The organism is Actinomadura rifamycini DSM 43936 (assembly GCF_000425065.1).
GTDB lineage: Bacteria > Actinomycetota > Actinomycetes > Streptosporangiales > Streptosporangiaceae > Spirillospora > Spirillospora rifamycini.
The window spans coordinates 672,649-689,813 of the sequence record NZ_KE384300.1 but is presented as its reverse complement, the minus strand read 5'-3'; the positions used below and the strand labels follow the sequence as shown (position 1 = coordinate 689,813).

At 73.8% G+C, this 17,165-nt stretch carries 17 protein-coding genes and 1 pseudogene; 3 read left to right on the top strand and 15 right to left on the bottom strand.

Annotated features, from left to right (window positions below; all coding sequences use genetic code 11):
• Window positions 1–4: 4 nt before the first annotated feature.
• A complete protein-coding gene (locus H505_RS0136635; protein ID WP_026405930.1) occupies window positions 5–409 on the bottom strand; it encodes a TOBE domain-containing protein in 405 nt (134 codons plus the stop codon).
• Window positions 410–546: 137 nt separating this feature from the next.
• Between H505_RS0136635 and H505_RS0136630 the strand changes: the two genes are divergently transcribed.
• Window positions 547–978 (top strand): PPOX class F420-dependent oxidoreductase, encoded by a 432-nt coding sequence (locus H505_RS0136630; protein ID WP_026405929.1) that lies wholly within the window; start codon window positions 547–549, stop codon window positions 976–978.
• A 47-nt stretch (window positions 979–1,025) separates the two neighbouring features.
• On the opposite strand, the gene H505_RS0136625 is transcribed toward H505_RS0136630, so the two are convergent.
• From H505_RS0136625 to H505_RS46675, 13 genes and pseudogenes are all read right to left on the bottom strand, one after another.
• Entirely contained in the window at window positions 1,026–1,229 is a 204-nt protein-coding gene (locus H505_RS0136625; protein ID WP_026405928.1) for a hypothetical protein, read from the bottom strand.
• Between the two features lie 110 nt (window positions 1,230–1,339).
• Window positions 1,340–2,740, bottom strand: coding sequence for a ribosome biogenesis GTPase Der (der, locus tag H505_RS0136620; RefSeq protein WP_026405927.1), 1,401 nt, complete (start codon window positions 2,738–2,740; stop codon window positions 1,340–1,342).
• Between the two features lie 32 nt (window positions 2,741–2,772).
• Window positions 2,773–3,435, bottom strand: coding sequence for a (d)CMP kinase (cmk, locus tag H505_RS0136615; protein WP_026405926.1), 663 nt, complete (start codon window positions 3,433–3,435; stop codon window positions 2,773–2,775).
• Window positions 3,436–3,597: 162 nt separating this feature from the next.
• Window positions 3,598–4,704, bottom strand: coding sequence for a prephenate dehydrogenase (locus H505_RS0136610; RefSeq protein WP_026405925.1), 1,107 nt, complete (start codon window positions 4,702–4,704; stop codon window positions 3,598–3,600).
• A 60-nt stretch (window positions 4,705–4,764) separates the two neighbouring features.
• A complete protein-coding gene (gene aroH, locus H505_RS0136605; protein ID WP_026405924.1) occupies window positions 4,765–5,127 on the bottom strand; it encodes a chorismate mutase in 363 nt (120 codons plus the stop codon).
• Between the two features lie 31 nt (window positions 5,128–5,158).
• A complete protein-coding gene (locus H505_RS0136600) occupies window positions 5,159–5,890 on the bottom strand; it encodes a pseudouridine synthase (RefSeq protein WP_026405923.1) in 732 nt (243 codons plus the stop codon).
• 57 nt (window positions 5,891–5,947) lie between these two features.
• A complete protein-coding gene (gene scpB / locus H505_RS0136595; protein ID WP_026405922.1) occupies window positions 5,948–6,541 on the bottom strand; it encodes an SMC-Scp complex subunit ScpB in 594 nt (197 codons plus the stop codon).
• A gap of 182 nt (window positions 6,542–6,723) precedes the next feature.
• A pseudogene (locus H505_RS46680) lies at window positions 6,724–7,500 on the bottom strand (segregation and condensation protein A); the annotation flags it as partial.
• Between the two features lie 240 nt (window positions 7,501–7,740).
• Complete coding sequence (locus tag H505_RS0136585) at window positions 7,741–8,349, bottom strand: SecDF P1 head subdomain-containing protein (RefSeq protein WP_157433258.1); 609 nt, start codon at window positions 8,347–8,349, stop codon at window positions 7,741–7,743.
• A gap of 25 nt (window positions 8,350–8,374) precedes the next feature.
• Window positions 8,375–9,235 (bottom strand): ParA family protein, encoded by an 861-nt coding sequence (locus H505_RS0136580; protein ID WP_425248285.1) that lies wholly within the window; start codon window positions 9,233–9,235, stop codon window positions 8,375–8,377.
• 186 nt (window positions 9,236–9,421) lie between these two features.
• A complete protein-coding gene (locus tag H505_RS0136575) occupies window positions 9,422–10,360 on the bottom strand; it encodes a site-specific tyrosine recombinase XerD (RefSeq protein WP_026405919.1) in 939 nt (312 codons plus the stop codon).
• Between the two features lie 208 nt (window positions 10,361–10,568).
• A complete protein-coding gene (locus H505_RS0136570) occupies window positions 10,569–11,207 on the bottom strand; it encodes an NUDIX domain-containing protein (protein ID WP_026405918.1) in 639 nt (212 codons plus the stop codon).
• A complete protein-coding gene (locus H505_RS46675) occupies window positions 11,204–12,907 on the bottom strand; it encodes a CTP synthase (protein WP_034521394.1) in 1,704 nt (567 codons plus the stop codon). Before H505_RS46675 ends, H505_RS0136570 begins: the two co-directional genes overlap by 4 nt.
• 97 nt (window positions 12,908–13,004) lie before the next feature.
• Between H505_RS46675 and H505_RS52600 the strand changes: the two genes are divergently transcribed.
• The gene (locus tag H505_RS52600; RefSeq protein ID WP_281173513.1) at window positions 13,005–13,133 is read left to right on the top strand and encodes a hypothetical protein; all 129 of its coding nucleotides are present in this window, start codon (window positions 13,005–13,007) and stop codon (window positions 13,131–13,133) included.
• A gap of 195 nt (window positions 13,134–13,328) precedes the next feature.
• Here the strand turns inward: H505_RS52600 and H505_RS0136560 are convergent, their stop codons facing one another.
• A complete protein-coding gene (locus H505_RS0136560) occupies window positions 13,329–15,059 on the bottom strand; it encodes a coiled-coil domain-containing protein (RefSeq protein WP_157433257.1) in 1,731 nt (576 codons plus the stop codon).
• Between the two features lie 503 nt (window positions 15,060–15,562).
• On the opposite strand from H505_RS0136560, the gene pip reads away from it, so the two are divergent.
• Window positions 15,563–16,531, top strand: coding sequence for a prolyl aminopeptidase (gene pip, locus H505_RS0136555; protein WP_026405916.1), 969 nt, complete (start codon window positions 15,563–15,565; stop codon window positions 16,529–16,531).
• The last annotated feature ends 634 nt before the right edge of the window (window positions 16,532–17,165 follow it).

Sequence of the window (17,165 nt, the reverse complement as noted above, 5' to 3'; positions counted from 1 at the left end):
CCCCTCAGCCCGCGTCGGGCAGCTCGACGACGACGTTGGTGGACTTCACGACGGCCTCCGCGACCACGCCCGGCGCGAGGCCCAGCTCGTCCGCCGCCTCACGGCTCATCAGCGACACCACCCGGAACGGACCGGCCTGGATCTCCACCTGCGCCATGACGCCGTCGCGGACCACCTCGGTGACGATCCCGCGCAGGCGGTTGCGCGCCGAGGAGGAGCGCTCGCCGTGCTCCCCGAGGCCGCCGCGCGCCTGCTCCCGGACGAACGCCGCCAGGTCGGGCCCGGGGACCCGGCGGCGCCCGTGCTCGTCCCGCGCGGCCGGGAGCCGCCCGCCGTCCACCCACCGCCGCACGGTGTCCGCGCTCACGCCCAGCAGCGCCGCCGCCTCGCCGATCCCGAATGTCGTCACGCGGCAACCTTAGCGTCTCGCAGATTCGAGACGCATCCGGCCGAAAGTACGGAGATTGCCAACCCGGTCGCGGGTCGGGTCTGGCACATGCAACCGGGGCTTGACCTCGACCGAACTTGAGGTTCTACCGTCGTGCCATGGACACCATCACCGATCCCTTCACCGCCGCCGAACGCGCCTACCTCGCCGCGCAGAGCCTCGGGCGCCTGTCCACGATCGGCCCCGACGGCGCCCCGCAGACGCGGCCGGTCGGCTTCCGGCTGAACGACGACGGCACCATCGACATCGGCGGCCCCGACAACGCGAACAGCCGCAAGTACCGCAACGTGCAGGCCGTCCCGCACGTGTCGTTCCTCGTCGACGACGTGGCCGCGGCCGACGACCCCGACGCGGTCAAGCCCGGCTGGGGCCGCGGCGTCGAGATCCGCGGCGCCGCCGAGCCGGTCAAGGGCACGATGCACATCGGCGAGGGCTTCTTCAGCGACGACCTGATCCGCATCCGCCCGACCCGGATCGTCAGCTGGCACATCGACCGCGACCACCCCGAGCTGCGCTCCCGGGCGGTCTGATCCGTCCGGCGGCCGCCGGACGGCGCCGAGCGCGGGGCGGACCCCTGCTAGCGGTTGCCGTGGCGCATGTTGCGGACGGCCTTCGTCGTCTCGTAGCTGCGCTTCTCGTCGTCCACCTGGACGTCGTCGCGGTCGGTGAACATGGCCAGGAACCCGAACAGCAGGCCGACGCCGCCGATCCACGGTTCCCGCCAGGCGAAGCTCAGCGCGACGCACACGACGGCACAGGACAGGAACAACAGCAGCTTCACCTAAGCACCCCTCGAGTAATGGACAACTTACTCGCGCCCGCTGATTGCATCCTGACACGCCGCGGCCCGCCCGGGGAAGGTCCCCGGACGGGCCGTGCTCGCGGTCGGGGCTACTTGCGGCCCTTCCCGCGCTTCTCGCGGATCTTCATCGTGACGTCCAGCGGGGTGCCCTCGAAGCCGAACTCCTCGCGCAGCCGGCGCTCGATGAACCGCCGGTACCCCTCCTCGAGGAACCCGGACGTGAACAGCACGAACCTCGGCGGACGCACGCCCGCCTGCGTCGCGAACAGCACCTTCGGCTGCTTCCCGCCCCGCACCGGGTGCGGATGCGAGTTCACCAGGTCGGCGAAGAACTGGTTCAGCTTCGACGTCGGCACCCGGGTGCCCCAGCCCTCGAGGGCCGCGTCGATCCCGGGGACGAGCTTCTCCACGTGCCGTCCGGTCTTCGCGGAGATGTTCACCCGCGGCGCCCACCGGGCGTTGTGGAGCTGCCGGTCGATCTCGCGCTCCAGGTAGTGGCGGCGCTCCTCGTCCAGCAGGTCCCACTTGTTGTAGGCGATGACCAGCGCGCGGCCCGACTCGACCACCATCGAGATGATCCGCAGGTCCTGCTCGGCGAGCGGCTCCCCCGCGTCGACGAGGACGACCGCGACCTCGGCCCGCTCCAGCGCCGACTGCGTCCGCAGCGTCGCGTAGAAGTCGGCGCCCTGGTTCTCCCGGTGCCGCCGCCGGATCCCGGCGGTGTCGATGAACCGCCACTCCCGGCCGCCCAGCTCGATCAGCTCGTCGACCGGGTCGCGGGTCGTCCCGGCGACCGCGTCGACGACCGCGCGGTTCTCCCCCGCGAGCTTGTTCAGCAGGCTCGACTTGCCGACGTTCGGACGTCCCAGCAGCGCCACCCGGCGCGGGCCGCCCGCCTCCGCGAACGTCTCGGCCGGCGGCTCCTCGGGCAGCGCCTCCAGCACCGCGTCCAGGAGGTCGCCGCTGCCGCGCCCGTGCAGCGCGCTGACCGGATGCGGCTCGCCGATGCCGAGCGACCACAGCAGCGCCGCGTCCGCCTCGGTGCCCGCGTCGTCGACCTTGTTCGCGACCAGCACCACCGGCTTGCCCGCGCGCCGCAGGATCTCCACCACGGCCTCGTCGACGTCGGTGGCGCCCACGGTCGCGTCGACCACGAACATCACGACGTCGGCGAGGTCGACCGCCAGCCGGGCCTGCTCGGCGATCGCCGCGGCCAGCCCGGACGAGTCCGGCAGCCAGCCGCCGGTGTCGACGACGGTGAACCGCCGCCCGCTCCACGTCGCGTCGTAGGCGACGCGGTCCCGGGTGACGCCCGGGACGTCCTCGACGACGGCCTCGCGGCGCCCCAGGATCCGGTTGACCAGCGTGGACTTGCCGACGTTCGGGCGGCCGACGACCGCCACCACCGGCGCCGGCCCCTCGTCCGCGCCGACTTCGGCGCCGACGTCGACCGTCTCCATGTCGACCGTCTCGATCTCGTATTCGCTCACTGTGCTTCCCCGGCGGGCGCCGTACGGCCCGCTCACTCCCGCTCTTTGGCGAGGCGGACGACCGCCTCGATGACCTCGTCGAGCCCCAGCTCGGTCGAGTCGATCTCGTGCGCGTCGGCCGCCTTCGTCAGCGGCGACGCCTTCCGGGTGGAGTCGATCCGGTCCCGGCGGGCCTGCTCGGCCTGCGTGACCTGAACCGACGCGCCCGGGTCGGCCGCCAGTTCCTTCGCCCGGCGCTGCGCCCTGGCCTCCTCGCTCGCGGTCAGGAACACCTTCACCGCGGCGTCCGGCGCGACCACCGTGCCGATGTCGCGGCCCTCCACCACGATGCCGCCGACACCGATGATCTCGCGCTGCAGGTCGACCAGCCGGGTGCGGACCGCCGGAACGGAGCTGACCGCGCTGACCGCGTTGGTCACCTCGCGGGTGCGGATCGGCCCGGACACGTCCTCGCCGTCCACCGCGATCGCCGGGGCGTCCGGGTCGGTGCCCGCCTCGATCGCCGGCTCCAGCGCGCGGGCCGCGACGGCGCCCGCGTCCTCCACCGGCACCCCGGCCCGCAGCATCCACCAGGTCATGGCGCGGTACATGGCGCCGGTGTCCAGGTAGCGCAGGCCCAGCGCGCGGGCGACGCCCTTGGAGGCGCTCGACTTGCCCGACCCGGAGGGTCCGTCCATGGCGATGACGAGCGGCACGATCGCTCCCTTTCTCTGTTCGTCGGAGCGCCCCACGGCGCGGCCGTCGGGCGAACGGGCGGCGCTCGTCCCGCCGCAGCGCGGCGTGCGCGTCCCCCGTACGAGCCCCGGCGCATCAGGCTACCGGGCCGCGGCCACCCCCGGCGCCGTGCCGGGGGCCGCTCAGCCCCCGGTGGGCCGGCCCGGCACCGACCAGCCGCGGGCGCGCAGCTCGTCGGCGAGCCGGTCGGCCGCCTCGGGGGCCACCGACAGCTCCAGGACGCCCACCGGGCGGCCCGGCGAATGCTCGATCGTCACGTCCTCGATGTTGACCCCGGCGATCCCCGCCGCCTGGAACACCATCGCCAGCTCGCCCGGACGGTCCGGGATCACCACCTGGACGGACGTGTACGCGGACTGGTCGCCGCCGTGCTTGCCCGGGATGCGGGACCGGCCCGCGTTGCCGCGCAGCAGCAGGTCGGCGACGTGCGCCGCGGCGCCCTCGCTGCCGTCCCGCAGCAGCGACGCGGCCACCGCGAGGTCGGTCGCCACGCCCTCCAGGACGTCCGCGACCGGCTGCGCGTTCGCGGCGAGGATGCCGATCCACAGCTTCGGGTCCCCGGCGGCGATCCGGGTGACGTCCCGGACGCCCTGGCCCGCCAGGCCCAGCGCCGTGTCGTCGGCGCCGGTCAGCCGGGCCGCGACCGCCGCCGACACCACGTGCGGGCCGTGCGACACCAGCGCGACCGCCCGGTCGTGCTCGGCCGCGTCCACCGTGACGGGCATCCCGCCGCAGGCCCGCACCAGCGCGGTGACCCGCGCCACCGCGTCCGGGCCGGCCTCCGGTCCGGGGGTCAGCGCCCACGGGCGGCCGAGGAACAGGTCCGCGCGGGCCGCGCCCGGCCCGGACCGCTCGCTGCCCGCGAGGGGATGGCCGGGCACGAACACCGACATGTCGCAGCCCAGCTCCGCCGCCTGCGCCAGCGGCAGCGCCTTCACGCTCGCCACGTCGGTGTAGACGGACGCGAGCCCGCGCTTCTGCGCGTCCAGCAGCGTCACCGCGACCGCGGCGGGCGGCACGGCGAGGACGGCCAGGTCGGCGGGGCCGTCCAGGGCGCCGTCCGGCAGCGCCCGCCCCGCGCCGAGCTCGACGGCCAGCTCCAGCGCCGCCGCGTCCCGGTCGGTCAGCAGCACCTCCGCGCCCCGCTCCCGGGCGGCCAGGGCGATCGAGGTGCCGATCAGGCCCGTGCCGACCACGGCGATCCGCAGGTCCCCCAGTTCGTCTTTCACGCCGCCACCCTCTTCACTGCGATGTCCCGCCTGTTGCGCGCCGGTGCGCGTCGCTCCGCGTCACTGCGCGATGTCGAGCCGGAGGGCGGTCGCCCCCCGCAGGTACACGTGCTGGACGTCCGAACGCGGCCGGTCCGTCTCGATGTGCGCCATCAGCCGGATCACCAGCGGCAGGGCGTGCGGGACGCCGATCTCCGTCGCGCACAGCAGCGGCACCTCGTGGAACCCGAGCTTGCGCGCGGCGAGCGCCGGGAACTCCGCCGTGATGTCCGGCGTCACGGTGAAGATCACGCTGATGACGTCGTCGGTGCTGAGCGCGTTGCGGCTCATCACCTCGGCCACCAGTTCCGCCGTCGCCTCCAGGATCTGGTCCCGGTCGTCGGCGTCGATCTGCGTCGCCCCGCGGACCGCGCGTACCGCCACCTGCACTCCCCTCCTCGTCGTCCGCCCGCGGCTACAGCCCGACGGCCTTGTACAGCTCGCCGACCTCCCGGACGGTCAGCGCGCGCATCCCGCCCGGCTTCAGCTGCCCCAGCTTGATGGGCCCGAACTCTACGCGGGCCAGCTGCTGCACCGGGAAACCGACCTCCTTCAGCAGCCGCCGCACGATGTGCTTGCGCCCCTCGTGCAGGGTGATCTCCACGAGCACCCGGCGGCCCACCTGGTCGAAGATCCGGAACTTGTCGGCCTTCGCGGGCCCGTCCTCCAGCGTCACCCCGGCCTTCAGCCGCCGCCCGAGGTCGCGCGGGATCGGGCCGTGGATCTCGGCGAGGTAGGTCTTGAACACGCCGTAGCTGGGGTGGGTCAGCCGGTGCGACAGCTCCCCGTCGTTGGTGAGGAGGATCAGCCCCTCGGTGTCGGTGTCGAGCCGGCCGACGTGGAACAGCCGCTCGGGCACCTCCACGTAGTCGGCGAGGGACTTGCGGCCCCGCTCGTCCGACATCGTGCTGACCACGCCGCGCGGCTTGTTGATCATGTAGTACCGCATCTCGGAGCGGGTCTCGACCCGCCGGCCGTCCACGTGGATGACGGCGCGGTCCGGGTCGACGCGCTCGCCGAACCGGAACACCTTCTTGCCGTTCACGGTGACGCGGCCCTCGCCGATCAGCTCCTCGCAGTGGCGACGGCTGCCGATCCCGGCCTCGGCCAGGACCTTCTGCAACCGCACGCCTTCGTTCTCGCTCACGTTTCCTCGATCATCCGGTCGGTCTTCGTACGGTCGGTCGGTGTCCGACCGCCTCGGTCATTCGTCGACCATCTCGTCGGGCAGGTCGTCGGGCAGGTAGGGGGCGAGCTCGGGCAGCTCGTCGAGATCGCGCAGCCCCAGCCGCTCCAGGAAGTACCCGGTGGTGCGGTAGAGGTGCGCCTGCGACCGCGGGTCCTGGCCGGCGTCCTCGATGAGGCCGCGCAGCGCCAGCGTCCGCATGACGCCGTCGCTGTTGACGCCGCGGATCGCCGACACGCGCGCGCGGCTCACCGGCTGCCGGTACGCCACGACGGCGAGGGTCTCCAGCGCGGCCTGGGTGAGCCGCGCCTGCCGCCCGTCCGTCACGAAGCGCTCCACGACCGGGGCGCACACGTCCCGGGTGTAGAACCGCCAGCCGCCGGCGACCTCCCTGAGGTCGAACCCCCGGCCCTGCGCGGTGTATTCCGCGGCCAGCTCCCGGACGGCCGCCGCGATCTGCGGGCGGGGCCGCTCCAGCAGCTGCGCGAGCGTGATCTCGGCGACGGGCTCGTCGACGACCAGCAGGATCGCCTCGATCGCGGCGTGCAGGGTCGGGCCGTCCGGGGCGTCGAGCGGGCCGCCGGGCTCGGCGGTGATCGGTTCCTGGGTCATCGTCCCCCCTCGTCGTCGTCGCGGGCGTCCGCCGGGCCCACCGGGTCCGCGGAGCCCGCCGCGTCTTCGGTGTGCTCGGTGTGCTCGGTGTGCTCGGTGTGCTCGGTGTGCTCGGTGTGCTCGGTGTGCTCGGTGTGCTCGGCGCCTTCCGCGTGTTCGGCGCGCTCCGCGTGCTCGGCGCGCTCCGCGTCCTCGGCGGTTTTCGGGGCGCCCTCGTAGTCGTCGCCGACCGCGACGTCGCCGTCGTCGGTGCCGGTCCAGGCGACGTGCAGCTCGCCGAGCGGCTCGTCCTGGCGGAACGCGACGGCCTGCTCCCGGTACAGCTCGAGCAGCGCCAGGAACCGCGCGACGACCTCGTAGGTGCCGCCGGCGTCGGCCGCCAGGACCCGGAACGTCGTGTTGCGCAGCCGCCGCAGCATCGCCACGACGATCTCCGCCTGCTCCTTGACGCTCGCCTTCGGCTGGTACATGTGCTCGACGGACACCGAAGGCGGCGCCTTGGGCGTCATCGCCCGCGCGGCGAGCCGCGCGAACTCGTCCGGTCCGAGGCCGAGCAGCACCTCGGGCAGCAGGTTCGCGAACCGCGGCTCCATCGGGACGAGCCGCGGGTAGCGGCGGCCGTGCTCGGTGATCCGCGCCGCGAAGACCCCCGCGACCTCCTTGTACGCGCGGTACTGCAGGAGCCGCGCGAACAGCAGGTCGCGGGCCTCCAGCAGCGCGAGGTCCTCCTCGTCGTCGACCTCGCCGGACGGCAGCAGCCGCGCGGCCTTGAGGTCCAGGAGGGTCGCGGCGACCAGCAGGAAGTGGCTGGCCTGGTCGAGGTCCCAGTCCTTGCCGTGGGACCGGATGTGCGCGATGAAGTCGTCGGTGACCTTGTGCAGGGACACCTCGGTGATGTCCAGCTTGTGCTTGGAGATCAGCCCGAGCAGCAGGTCGAACGGCCCGTCGAAGTTGTCCAGGTGGACGTGGAACCCGCCTTCCTCGGCGGTCTCCCCCGCGCTCTCCGCACCGGCCTCGGGCCCCGGCCGCGGCGCGTCCGGGGGCGTCGGGTCCGGGGGCGTCTCCTCCACGTCGCTCACCGTAGCGGAGCCCACCCGCTTCTCCCCCCGTTCCGCCACGCCGTCCACCGGCCACATCGTCCCATGCCGCGGCGGGTGCGCGGGCACGTTCGGGGCCGGGGCGGGCGGACCGGCGAGGGGTCAGCCGCCGGTGATGCGCTCGATGAGGTCGTCGACCTGCGTCCGGGTGAAGTCGCCGCTGATCAGGACTTCGCCGCCGGTGATGGGCTGCATCACCACCGGCGCCGAGATGATCTCGCCGCCGACCACGACGGCGATCCGCTGGCCGGGCGTCCCGGCCCGCGCCGCCGCGGCCCGCTCGGTCAGCCGCGCGAACGCCTCGGCGTCGTCCCCGGTGAGCGTAAGCTCCACGCCCCACGTCATCGAGTGCTCCGGCCGGGCGGCTTCGATCGCGTCGACGCGCGCCACCTGGAAGCCGCCGGACTCCAACTGGAGGCAGGCGTCGGCGGTGCCCTCGGGCAGGTAACCGGACGGGCACGGCCGCCCCTGCCGCTCGTCGGCGACCTGCGTGAACTCGAGCGGCATCCGCAGTTCCACGGGGCCTCGCGGGGCCGGCCCGGCCCCGCGGTGCTGCGTGCCGGCGAACCGGATCGCCAGGAACGCCCCGGCGGCCGCCAGGACGACCGCCACGGCGACCGAGGCCGCCACGATGGCGACGGCCTTCCTCGGCGGTCCGCCGCCCGGTTCGGGCGGCGACGCCGGCACGGGCTGCGCCCCGTACTGATTCACTTGTCGTCCCGTCGGTCCGGCCGGGCTAGGCCGCCCACTTGGCGAGGACTTCGCGCGCCAGCGCGCGGTAGGCGTTCGCCCCCATCGAGTTGGGGTCGAAGAAGGTGATCGGCTCGCCGGCGACGGTCGCGTCGGGGAACCGCACGGTCCGGTTGATGACCGTGTGGAACACCTTCTCGCCGAACGCCTCGACGATCCGGCCGAGCACCTCGCGGGTGTGCAGCGTGCGCGAGTCGTACATGGTGCCGAGCACGCCGTCGATGACCAGGGACGGGTTGATCCGGCCCTGCACCTTCTCGATCGTCTCCATCAGCAGCGCGACGCCGCGCATCGCGAAGTACTCGCACTCCAGCGGGATCAGCACGCCCTCGCTGGCCGCCAGCGCGTTGACCGTGAGCAGGCCGAGCGACGGCTGGCAGTCGATCAGGATGTAGTCGTAGTGCGGCACGGCCGACTTCAGCGCCTGCTGCAGGATGTACTCGCGCCCGACCTCGTGGACGAGCTGCACCTCCGCCCCCGACAGGTCGATGTTGCTCGGCAGGAGGTCCATGCCGTCGACGCTGGTCTCGATGACCACGTCCTCCCACTCGGTGTCGGCCTCGAGCAGCAGGTTGTGGATCGTCACGTCGAGCTGGCGCGGGTCCCCCTTGCCCAGGCCCACCGACAGGGCGCCCTGCGGGTCGAAGTCCACGAGGAGGACGCGGCGGCCGTACTCGGCGAGCGCGGCGCCCAGGTTTATGGTCGTCGTGGTCTTGCCGACGCCGCCCTTCTGGTTGCAGATGGCGACGATGCGCGCGGGCCCGTGCTCGGCCGGGATCTCAGGTTCCGGGAATTCGGGCACGGGTCGCTGAGTCGGGCCGAGGGCCCGACTCGGATCGGTCTCTATGGTGGCGGAGGACAGCCCGTCCGCACCGTTCGTGCTGGTCACCAGATCCCTCCCCGGCGGCCGGAAATGCCGTCCAGAACGGGGACTCTATGGCCCCCTACCATGCCCTCACAAGGCGACGCGCGCCGTACGTCGGTATTTGTCGGTGCCGCATCACCGCTGGTTTCCGTCCGGTAAGGCGGCCGGTCAGGCGCTCCTCGCACGGGGGTGCGAGGTGGCGTACACCTCGCGCAGGAGCTGCACCGTGACGAGAGTGTAGACCTGGGTGGTGGTCACCGACGCATGCCCGAGCAACTCCTGGACGACGCGCACGTCCGCCCCGCCGTCCAGCAGGTGGGTGGCGAACGAGTGCCGGAGGGTGTGCGGCGAGACGTCCGACAGTCCGGCCCGCTCGGCGGCGGCGCGCAGCACCATCCACGCGCCCTGCCGCGACAGCCGCCCGCCGCGCGCGTTCAGGAACAGCGCGGGGCCGCCCCGCCCCGCCCCCGCCAGCTCGGGGCGGGCCCGCACGAGGTAGGCGTCGACGGCGCGGACGGCGTAGTCGCCGACGGGGACGACGCGGTCCTTGCCGCCCTTGCCGGCGACGCGGGCGACGCCCTCGGCGAGGTCGAGGTCGTCGACGTCCAGCCCGACGGCCTCGGAGATCCGGGCGCCCGACCCGTACAGCAGCTCCAGCAGGGCGCGGTCCCGCAGGCCGCGGGCGGCGCGGCCGTCCGCGGCGGACCCGCCGGACGCCGCGGACGCGGCGGCGAGCAGGCGCTCGACGTCCCGCACGGAGATCGCCTTCGGGAGCCGGCGCGGCGGCGTCGGCGGTTTGACGCCGTGGGCGGGGTCGTCGGGGGCGAGGCCCTCGCGCAGCGCGAACCGGTGCAGGCCGCGGACGGCGACGAGCGCGCGCGCCGCCGAACCCGCCGACAGCGGCGGATGGTCGGGGTCGCCCTCGCGCAGGACGAGCAGGAAGCCGCGGACGTCGTGCTCGGTGACCTGGTCGACGGCGGTGCGGCCCCGCAGCAGCATCACCCGCAGGTACCGGCCGAGGTCGCGGCGGTAGGCGCTGAGCGTGTTGGCGGCCAGCCCGCGCTCGACCGCCAGGTGCCCCAGGTAGGTGTCGACGGCCGCGGCCAGCGGCGGCTCCGGCGCTGCCGCGGAGTCGCGGGCGGGGCCGTCCGGTTCGCGGGGCGCCGCGTTGCCGGGGGCGGGGCCGGCCGGGGGGCGTCCGGTGCTGCGGCGGGTCGTGCGCGGAGACAGTGCGGCACCTCTTCCGGCGGTGGCGGCCGATCGGGGACCCGCCCATCATGCCCCCTCGCGCGGCGCGAGGGGGCGCTGATCGGCCTCAGTCCTCGGGCGCGTCGACCGGCCGCAGCCCGGCGAACCCGGCGGCGCGGGCGGCGTGCGCGGCGAGGATCCCGACCGTGGCGATCATGTTGTGCACGTCGCCGGCGAGGACCTTCCGGACGGCCTCGTCGAGCGGCACCCACACGGCGGGCATGTCGGCCTCCTCGTGGATCCGCTCGAAGTCGATCTGGTCGGCGGGGACCTCGGCGACGTCCCGGGCGAGGAAGATGCGGACCCGCTCGTCCGACATGCCGGACGAGGGGTACACGTCGACGAGGGTGTCCCAGCGCTCCGCCCGGTACCCGGCCTCCTCCAGCAGCTCGCGCCGCGCGAGCTCGTGCAGGGGCTCCCCCGCCACGTCCCGCAGCCCGGCGGGCGCCTCCCACAGCAGCCGCCCGACCGGGTGCCGGTACTGGCGGACGAGCAGGACGCGGTCGCGGTCGTCCAGCGCGATCACGCCGACGGACCCGAGATGCTCGATCACGTCCCGCCCGACGACCTCGCTGCCGTCGCCGCGCGGCATCTCCACCCGGTCGCGCCGGACGTTGAACACGTGCCCCTTGAACGCCGTGGTCTCCTCCACGACGCGCCAGCGCTCCGGGCGGTCGCGGACGTCGTCCGGGCCGAGGCCGCTCACGACGCGGTCACGGCGCCGGGCGCCCGGCCTCGGCCGTGCTCCCCGGCGTAGTCGATCGCGGCGGCGACCAGGCCGGTGAACAGCGGGTGCGGGCGGGTCGGCCGGGAGCGGAACTCCGGGTGCGCCTGCGTCCCGACGAAGAACGGGTGCCGGTCGCGGGGCAGCTCGGCGTACTCGACGAGCCGGCCGTCCGGCGACAGGCCGCTGAACCGCAGCCCGGCGTCCTCCAGCCGGTCGCGGTAGAGGTTGTTCACCTCGTACCGGTGCCGGTGCCGCTCGGAGATCTTCGACTCGCCGTACAGCTCGCGGACGATCGAGTCCTCGGCGAGGTCGGCGGGGTAGAGGCCGAGCCGCATGGTGCCGCCCATGTCGCGCTCCCCGGCGACGACGTCGAGCTGGTCGGCCATGGTCGCGACCACCGGGTCGGCGGTGGTCGCGTCGAACTCGGCGCTGCCCGCGCCGGGGATCCCGGCGAGGTTGCGGGCCGCCTCGATCACCATGCACTGGAGGCCGAGGCAGATGCCGAGCAGCGGGACGCCGTTCTCGCGGGCGTGCCGGACGGCGCCGAGCTTGCCCTCGATGCCGCGGACGCCGAACCCGCCGGGGATCAGCACGCCGTCCACGCCGTCCAGCTCGCGCTTGGCGCCCTCGGGCGTCTCGCAGTCGTCGCTCTTGACCCAGCGGATGCGGACCTTGGCGTCGTTGCCGAACCCGCCGTGCCGGAGCGCCTCGGTGACCGACAGGTACGCGTCGGGCAGGTCGATGTACTTGCCGACGAGGGCGATGGTGACGTCGTGCGCGGGCCGATGGACGCGCCGCAGCAGCTCGTCCCACGCGCCCCAGTCGACGTCCCGGAACGGCAGGTCGAGGCGGCGGACGACGTAGGCGTCGAGCCCCTCGGCGTGCAGCACCTTCGGGATGTCGTAGATGCTGGCGGCGTCGACGGCGGAGACGACCGCGTCGCGGTCGACGTCGCACATCATGCTGATCTTGTGCTTGAGCCCGTCGGTGATCGGCCGGTCGGAGCGGCACACGATCGCGTCGGGCTGGATGCCGATGGAGCGCAGCGCGGCCACCGAGTGCTGCGTGGGCTTGGTCTTCAGCTCGCCGGACGGGCCGATGTACGGCAGCAGCGAGACGTGCAGGAAGAAGCAGTTCTCGCGGCCGATCTCGTGCCGGATCTGCCGGACGGCCTCCAGGAACGGCTGCGACTCGATGTCGCCGACCGTCCCGCCGACCTCGGTGATCACGACGTCGACCTCGGCGCCGTCGGAGCCGTCCGCCATGCCGCGGATGCGGTCCTTGATCTCGTTGGTGATGTGCGGGATGACCTGCACGGTGTCGCCGAGGTACTCCCCGCGCCGCTCCTTGGCGATGACGTTCGAGTACACCTGGCCGGTGGTGACGTTCGCGGAGCCGTGGAGGTCGGTGTCCAGGAAGCGCTCGTAGTGCCCGATGTCCAGGTCGGTCTCGGCGCCGTCGTCGGTGACGAAGACCTCGCCGTGCTGGAAGGGGTTCATCGTGCCGGGGTCGACGTTGAGGTAGGGGTCGAGCTTCTGCATGGTGACCCGCAGGCCGCGGAGGGTGAGTAGCCGGCCCAGGCTGGACGCCGTCAGACCCTTGCCGAGGCTGGAGGCGACACCGCCGGTGACGAAGAGATGCTTGGTAGGACGAGTTCTACCAGTGGCTGCCGAAGGCAAGAAGGCGCTCCCGTGGTCGTTGCGATGCGGACGGTACCGCTTGGAGCCTGGAGAAGGCTCACTGTCCACGGGCCACCAGGATAACAGCCGCGCACCGGTGAGGCGTCCGGAGGTCGAACGTCCGGTGGCGCCCCGCTCCTGGTCAGGGGCCGAACCGACCGCCCGCGAGCCCGCCGCCGCCGTCCCGCCGCAGGCCGTCCCGCCGCGCGGCACGGCGGGCCGGTGAGCTGGCGGCACGCCGCGCGGCGCCCCGAGCAGCGGGCTCCGTCGCACACGCCGGGGGCGGGCCCGGGTGGCGGCGGTGGCGGCGGTGGCCTCGGAGGCCGTCGTGGGCCGGTCGCGAGGCTGCCGGGGGCCGGAACGGCGAACGGGACGGCGCGGTCGCGCCGTCCCGTTCGTCCGTCTGCTGCCCGTCCGTCCCCTAGAGGCGGGGCGTGGCCGCGGTCGGCATGATCGTGCGGAGCTGGCGGGTCAGCTCGTCGATCAGCGAGCGCGCCTGGTCGGCGGCGTTCTTGGCGGCGTCGCGCTCCTGGGACAGCTCGGCGATCGCGGCGCGCTGCTCGGTGACCGCCTGCGCCAGCTGGTCGACCCACTGGTCGCGCTCGGCGAGCTTCTCGGCCACGGCGTCGCGCTCGGCGGCCATCTGGCGCATTCCGGCCACCGCCTTGTCCCGTTCCCGACCGGCCTGGTCGGCGCGGCCGCGGGCGAGGGTGAGCTCGGACTCGGCGCGCGCCTGGGCCTGGACGGCCGCCTCGCGGGCCCGCTCGGCGTCCTCGCGGGCCTTGGCGGCGACGTCGCGCTCGCGCTCGGCCTTCTTGCCCGCCTCCAGCGACTGGGCGGCGGTGTCGAGGGCCTGCTGCCGCTCGGCCTCGGCGGCCTCGGCGCGGCGCTGCGCGTCGGTGGCGCGCCGTTCGGACTCCTGCGCGCGCCGCTCGGCGTCCTGGGCGCGCCGGTCGTTCTCCTGCGCGCGGCGCTCGGCGGCGTCGGCGCGGCGGCGCGTCTCGTCGGCCTCCTTGCCGGCGGCGACCACGGCGTGCTGCAGGTTCTGCGCGGTCATCTCCGCGTCGGACACCTTCGCGCGCAGCGCGGTCAGCTCGGCGTGCGCGGTCTCCAGCGCCCGGGAAAGCTCGGCGGCCTGCTCGGCGGCGCGGTCGCGCTCGGTCTCGGCCGCGCGGCGGCCGGCGACGGCGTCCTCCACGGCGCGCAGGGAGTCGTCGCGGGCCTCGCTCATGGCGTCGCGCTGCTGGATGGCCTGCCGGACGGTCGCCTCAGCTTCGGCGACGCGGTGTTCGGCCTGCTCGACCTGGGCCCGCGCCTGGGCCGCCTGGCCCTGCGCCTGCTCCATCTGGGTACGGGCCTGCTCGGCCTGCGCGCGCGCCTGGTCGGCCTGGATGCGGGCCTGCTCGGCCTGTCCGCGCGCCTGGTCGGCCTGGACGCGTCCCTGCTGGGCCTGGTTCCAGGCGGCGGCCGCGTCGCGCTGGGCGGCCTCCTTCTCCGTCTGGAGGGCCGCGATCTGGGTGACCGCCTCGTTCTGGACCTCGGTGGCGCGGCGCTCCGCCTCGGCGATCTTCCGCTCGGCCTCGACGGCGCGGCGGTCGGCCTCCTCGGCCTGCCCCCGCGCGCGCTGCACCTCGCCCCACGCCGCCGCCGCGTCCCGCTGCGCCGACTCCTTCTCCGCCTGGACGGCCGAGACCTGCGAGGCGGCCTCGCTCTGCGCCTCGGTGATGCGGCGCTCGGCCTCGACGGCGCGGCGGTCGGCCTCCTCGGCCTGCCCCCGCGCGCGCTGCACCTCGCCCCACGCCGCCGCCGCGTCCCGCTGCGCCGACTCCTTCTCCGCCTGCAGGGCCGAGACCTGCGAGGCGGCGTCGTTCTGCGCCTCGGAGACCTTGCGCTCGCCGGCGGCGAGGGCGTCGCCGATCAGGTCGGCCATCTGGCGGAGCCGCTCGACGATGTCCCAGGGCTGCGCCTCGGGCTGCTCGGGCTCCGGCCGGGCGGTGTCGCCGGGCGGGTCCGACTTGGTCATCTGGATCGGCTGCTGGGCGGCAGGCACGGAGACGTCCGACCCGCGCGACGGGTCGCGGCCCATCGCGGGCCAGGGGGAGCCCGGGTCCGGGACTCCGCGCGAACCACCCGATCCGTTCAGCTCGCTCACTGCTCTCCTCGACTGGCGGCGCTGGGCCGCGTTCGCGGGGCTGGTGTGCACGTCGTGTGCGCGGGGCCGCCCGTGGACATGGTGCTCGCTTCACTCCTCGCCCGCAGGCTCGTCGCTTCGCTCACGGAAGGCACTCTAGTCCGGACCGGCGAAACGTTTGCCCAGTTTGGGGTTTGCTTTAGCGGTCCCGGTCCGGTGTTCACGCACGCAGCGCGCCTGATCAACCCCCTATCACGGTCCCGCGCGGGTCCGTGGGGGCTTCCCCGGACGGTGCCATGACTCACACCCGAACGCCACCTCGGAACGTTCCACGGAGACCGGACGAACGCACACACCGAGCCCGAAACCTCCTGCGCACCGGACGTCCCCGCCGGGTGGCCGCCGCGCGGACGCACGCACCACGGCACCGGACGCCGCCCCCACCGCCCAGGACGGACCGAGCGCGCGAGGAGTTTCGGGGTCGGACGCACGCGCGGGCGCGCGCGGGTGCGAGAATCCGGCCCATGGAGCTTCGCACCCTGTACCCGCCGATCGAGCCGTACGACTCCGGGCTGCTCGACGTGGGTGACGGCAACCGCGTCTACTGGGAGGTCTGCGGCAACCCGGACGGCAAGCCCGCCGTCATGCTGCACGGCGGCCCGGGCGGCGGGTGCAGCCCCGCGCACCGCCGGCAGTTCGATCCCGAGGCGTACCGGATCGTGCTGTTCGACCAGCGCAACTGCGGCCGGAGCGAGCCGCACGCCAAGGACCCGGAGGTGTCGCTGGAGGCGAACACCACCTGGCACCTCGTCGCCGACATGGAGCGGCTCCGCGAGCACCTGGGGATCGACCGGTGGCTCGTCTTCGGCGGGAGCTGGGGCAGCGCGCTGGCGCTGGCGTACGCGCAGACGCACGCGGACCGCGTCACCGAGCTGGTGCTGCGCGGCATCTTCACGCTGCGGCCGTTCGAGCTGTACTGGTTCTACCAGGAGGGCGCGTCGCTGATCTTCCCCGATCTGTGGGAGCGGTACATCGAGCCGATCCCGGAGGACGAGCGCGAGGACCTCGTCTCCGCGTTCCACGAGCGGCTCAACTCCCCCGACCGCGACGTGCGCGTGGCGGCCGCCCGCGCCTGGTCGACCTGGGAGGGGTCGACGCTCACGCTGCGCCCCGACGCGAAGCTGGCGGACGGCTTCGGCGAGCCCGACTACGCGGTGGCCTTCGCCCGGATCGAGAACCACTACTTCGTCAACGGAGGGTTCTTCGAGGAAGACCAGCTGATCCGGGACGTCGACAAGATCCGGCACATCCCGGCGGTCATCGTGCAGGGCCGCTACGACGTGTGCACGCCCGCCGCGACGGCGTGGGACCTGCACCGCGCGTGGCCGGAGGCGGACTTCCACATCGTGGACGACGCCGGGCACGCCTACAGTGAGCCGGGAATCCTCCACCGCCTGATCGAGGCGACCGACAGGTTCGCCCGCACCCGCTGAGCCGCTCCACCGGACGGGCGTCGGACCGCCGAGGCCCGTCCCCTTCTCCCCGTTCCGATTCCCCTCGCCCGGGGGCGCGCCGCCGCCCCCTCCGTTTACGGTCCACCACCGAACGTCGTTCCAGCCGGTCCGGAACAGGATCGCCCGACAGCGTCCGAAACCCCCCGTGACGGGCGTCCGGATCGTCCGAAACCTGCGATCGCCTTACCTGTCGGTGCGTTCACCCTGACGCCGAGGTAAGCCCTTCGGGGGCTTGCGGGACAGCCGGAGCCCCTCCCAGATCCCGCGCCGGCGCCACCGCTCCCACCCGCCCCACCAGGCGTGATGAGAGCCCCTCCCGGGCCCGGCCGACGTGACGCCCACCGCACCTGTGCCGTTGACGTTAAATCTATGTGACTTACCTCACACAACCGATACACAAAATGCCTCTGCAAGCGATGACAGGACATTAAGCTTCCGTTCAGGAAGGCGATCGACGCTTCCCGGCGCGCAGTCGACAGTACCTCCTGCGTATCGCAGGGAATGGCGCCTCAGCGGTGCCGCCGCACCGACTTAATTTCCTCGGAAATTGATAAGCGTATCACCATACCCACTGCGCGGCCTGGCTAAACATCTCGCAGATAACATTCCTCTG

Bases quoted from the DNA above. Each gene is read 5' to 3' on its own strand.
- H505_RS0136630 (WP_026405929.1), top strand. From the start codon at position 547: ATGGACACCATCACCGATCCCTTCACCGCCGCCGAACGCGCCTACCTC.
- scpB (WP_026405922.1), bottom strand. From the start codon at position 6,541: ATGACCCAGGAACCGATCACCGCCGAGCCCGGCGGCCCGCTCGACGCC.
- pip (WP_026405916.1), top strand. From the start codon at position 15,563: ATGGAGCTTCGCACCCTGTACCCGCCGATCGAGCCGTACGACTCCGGG.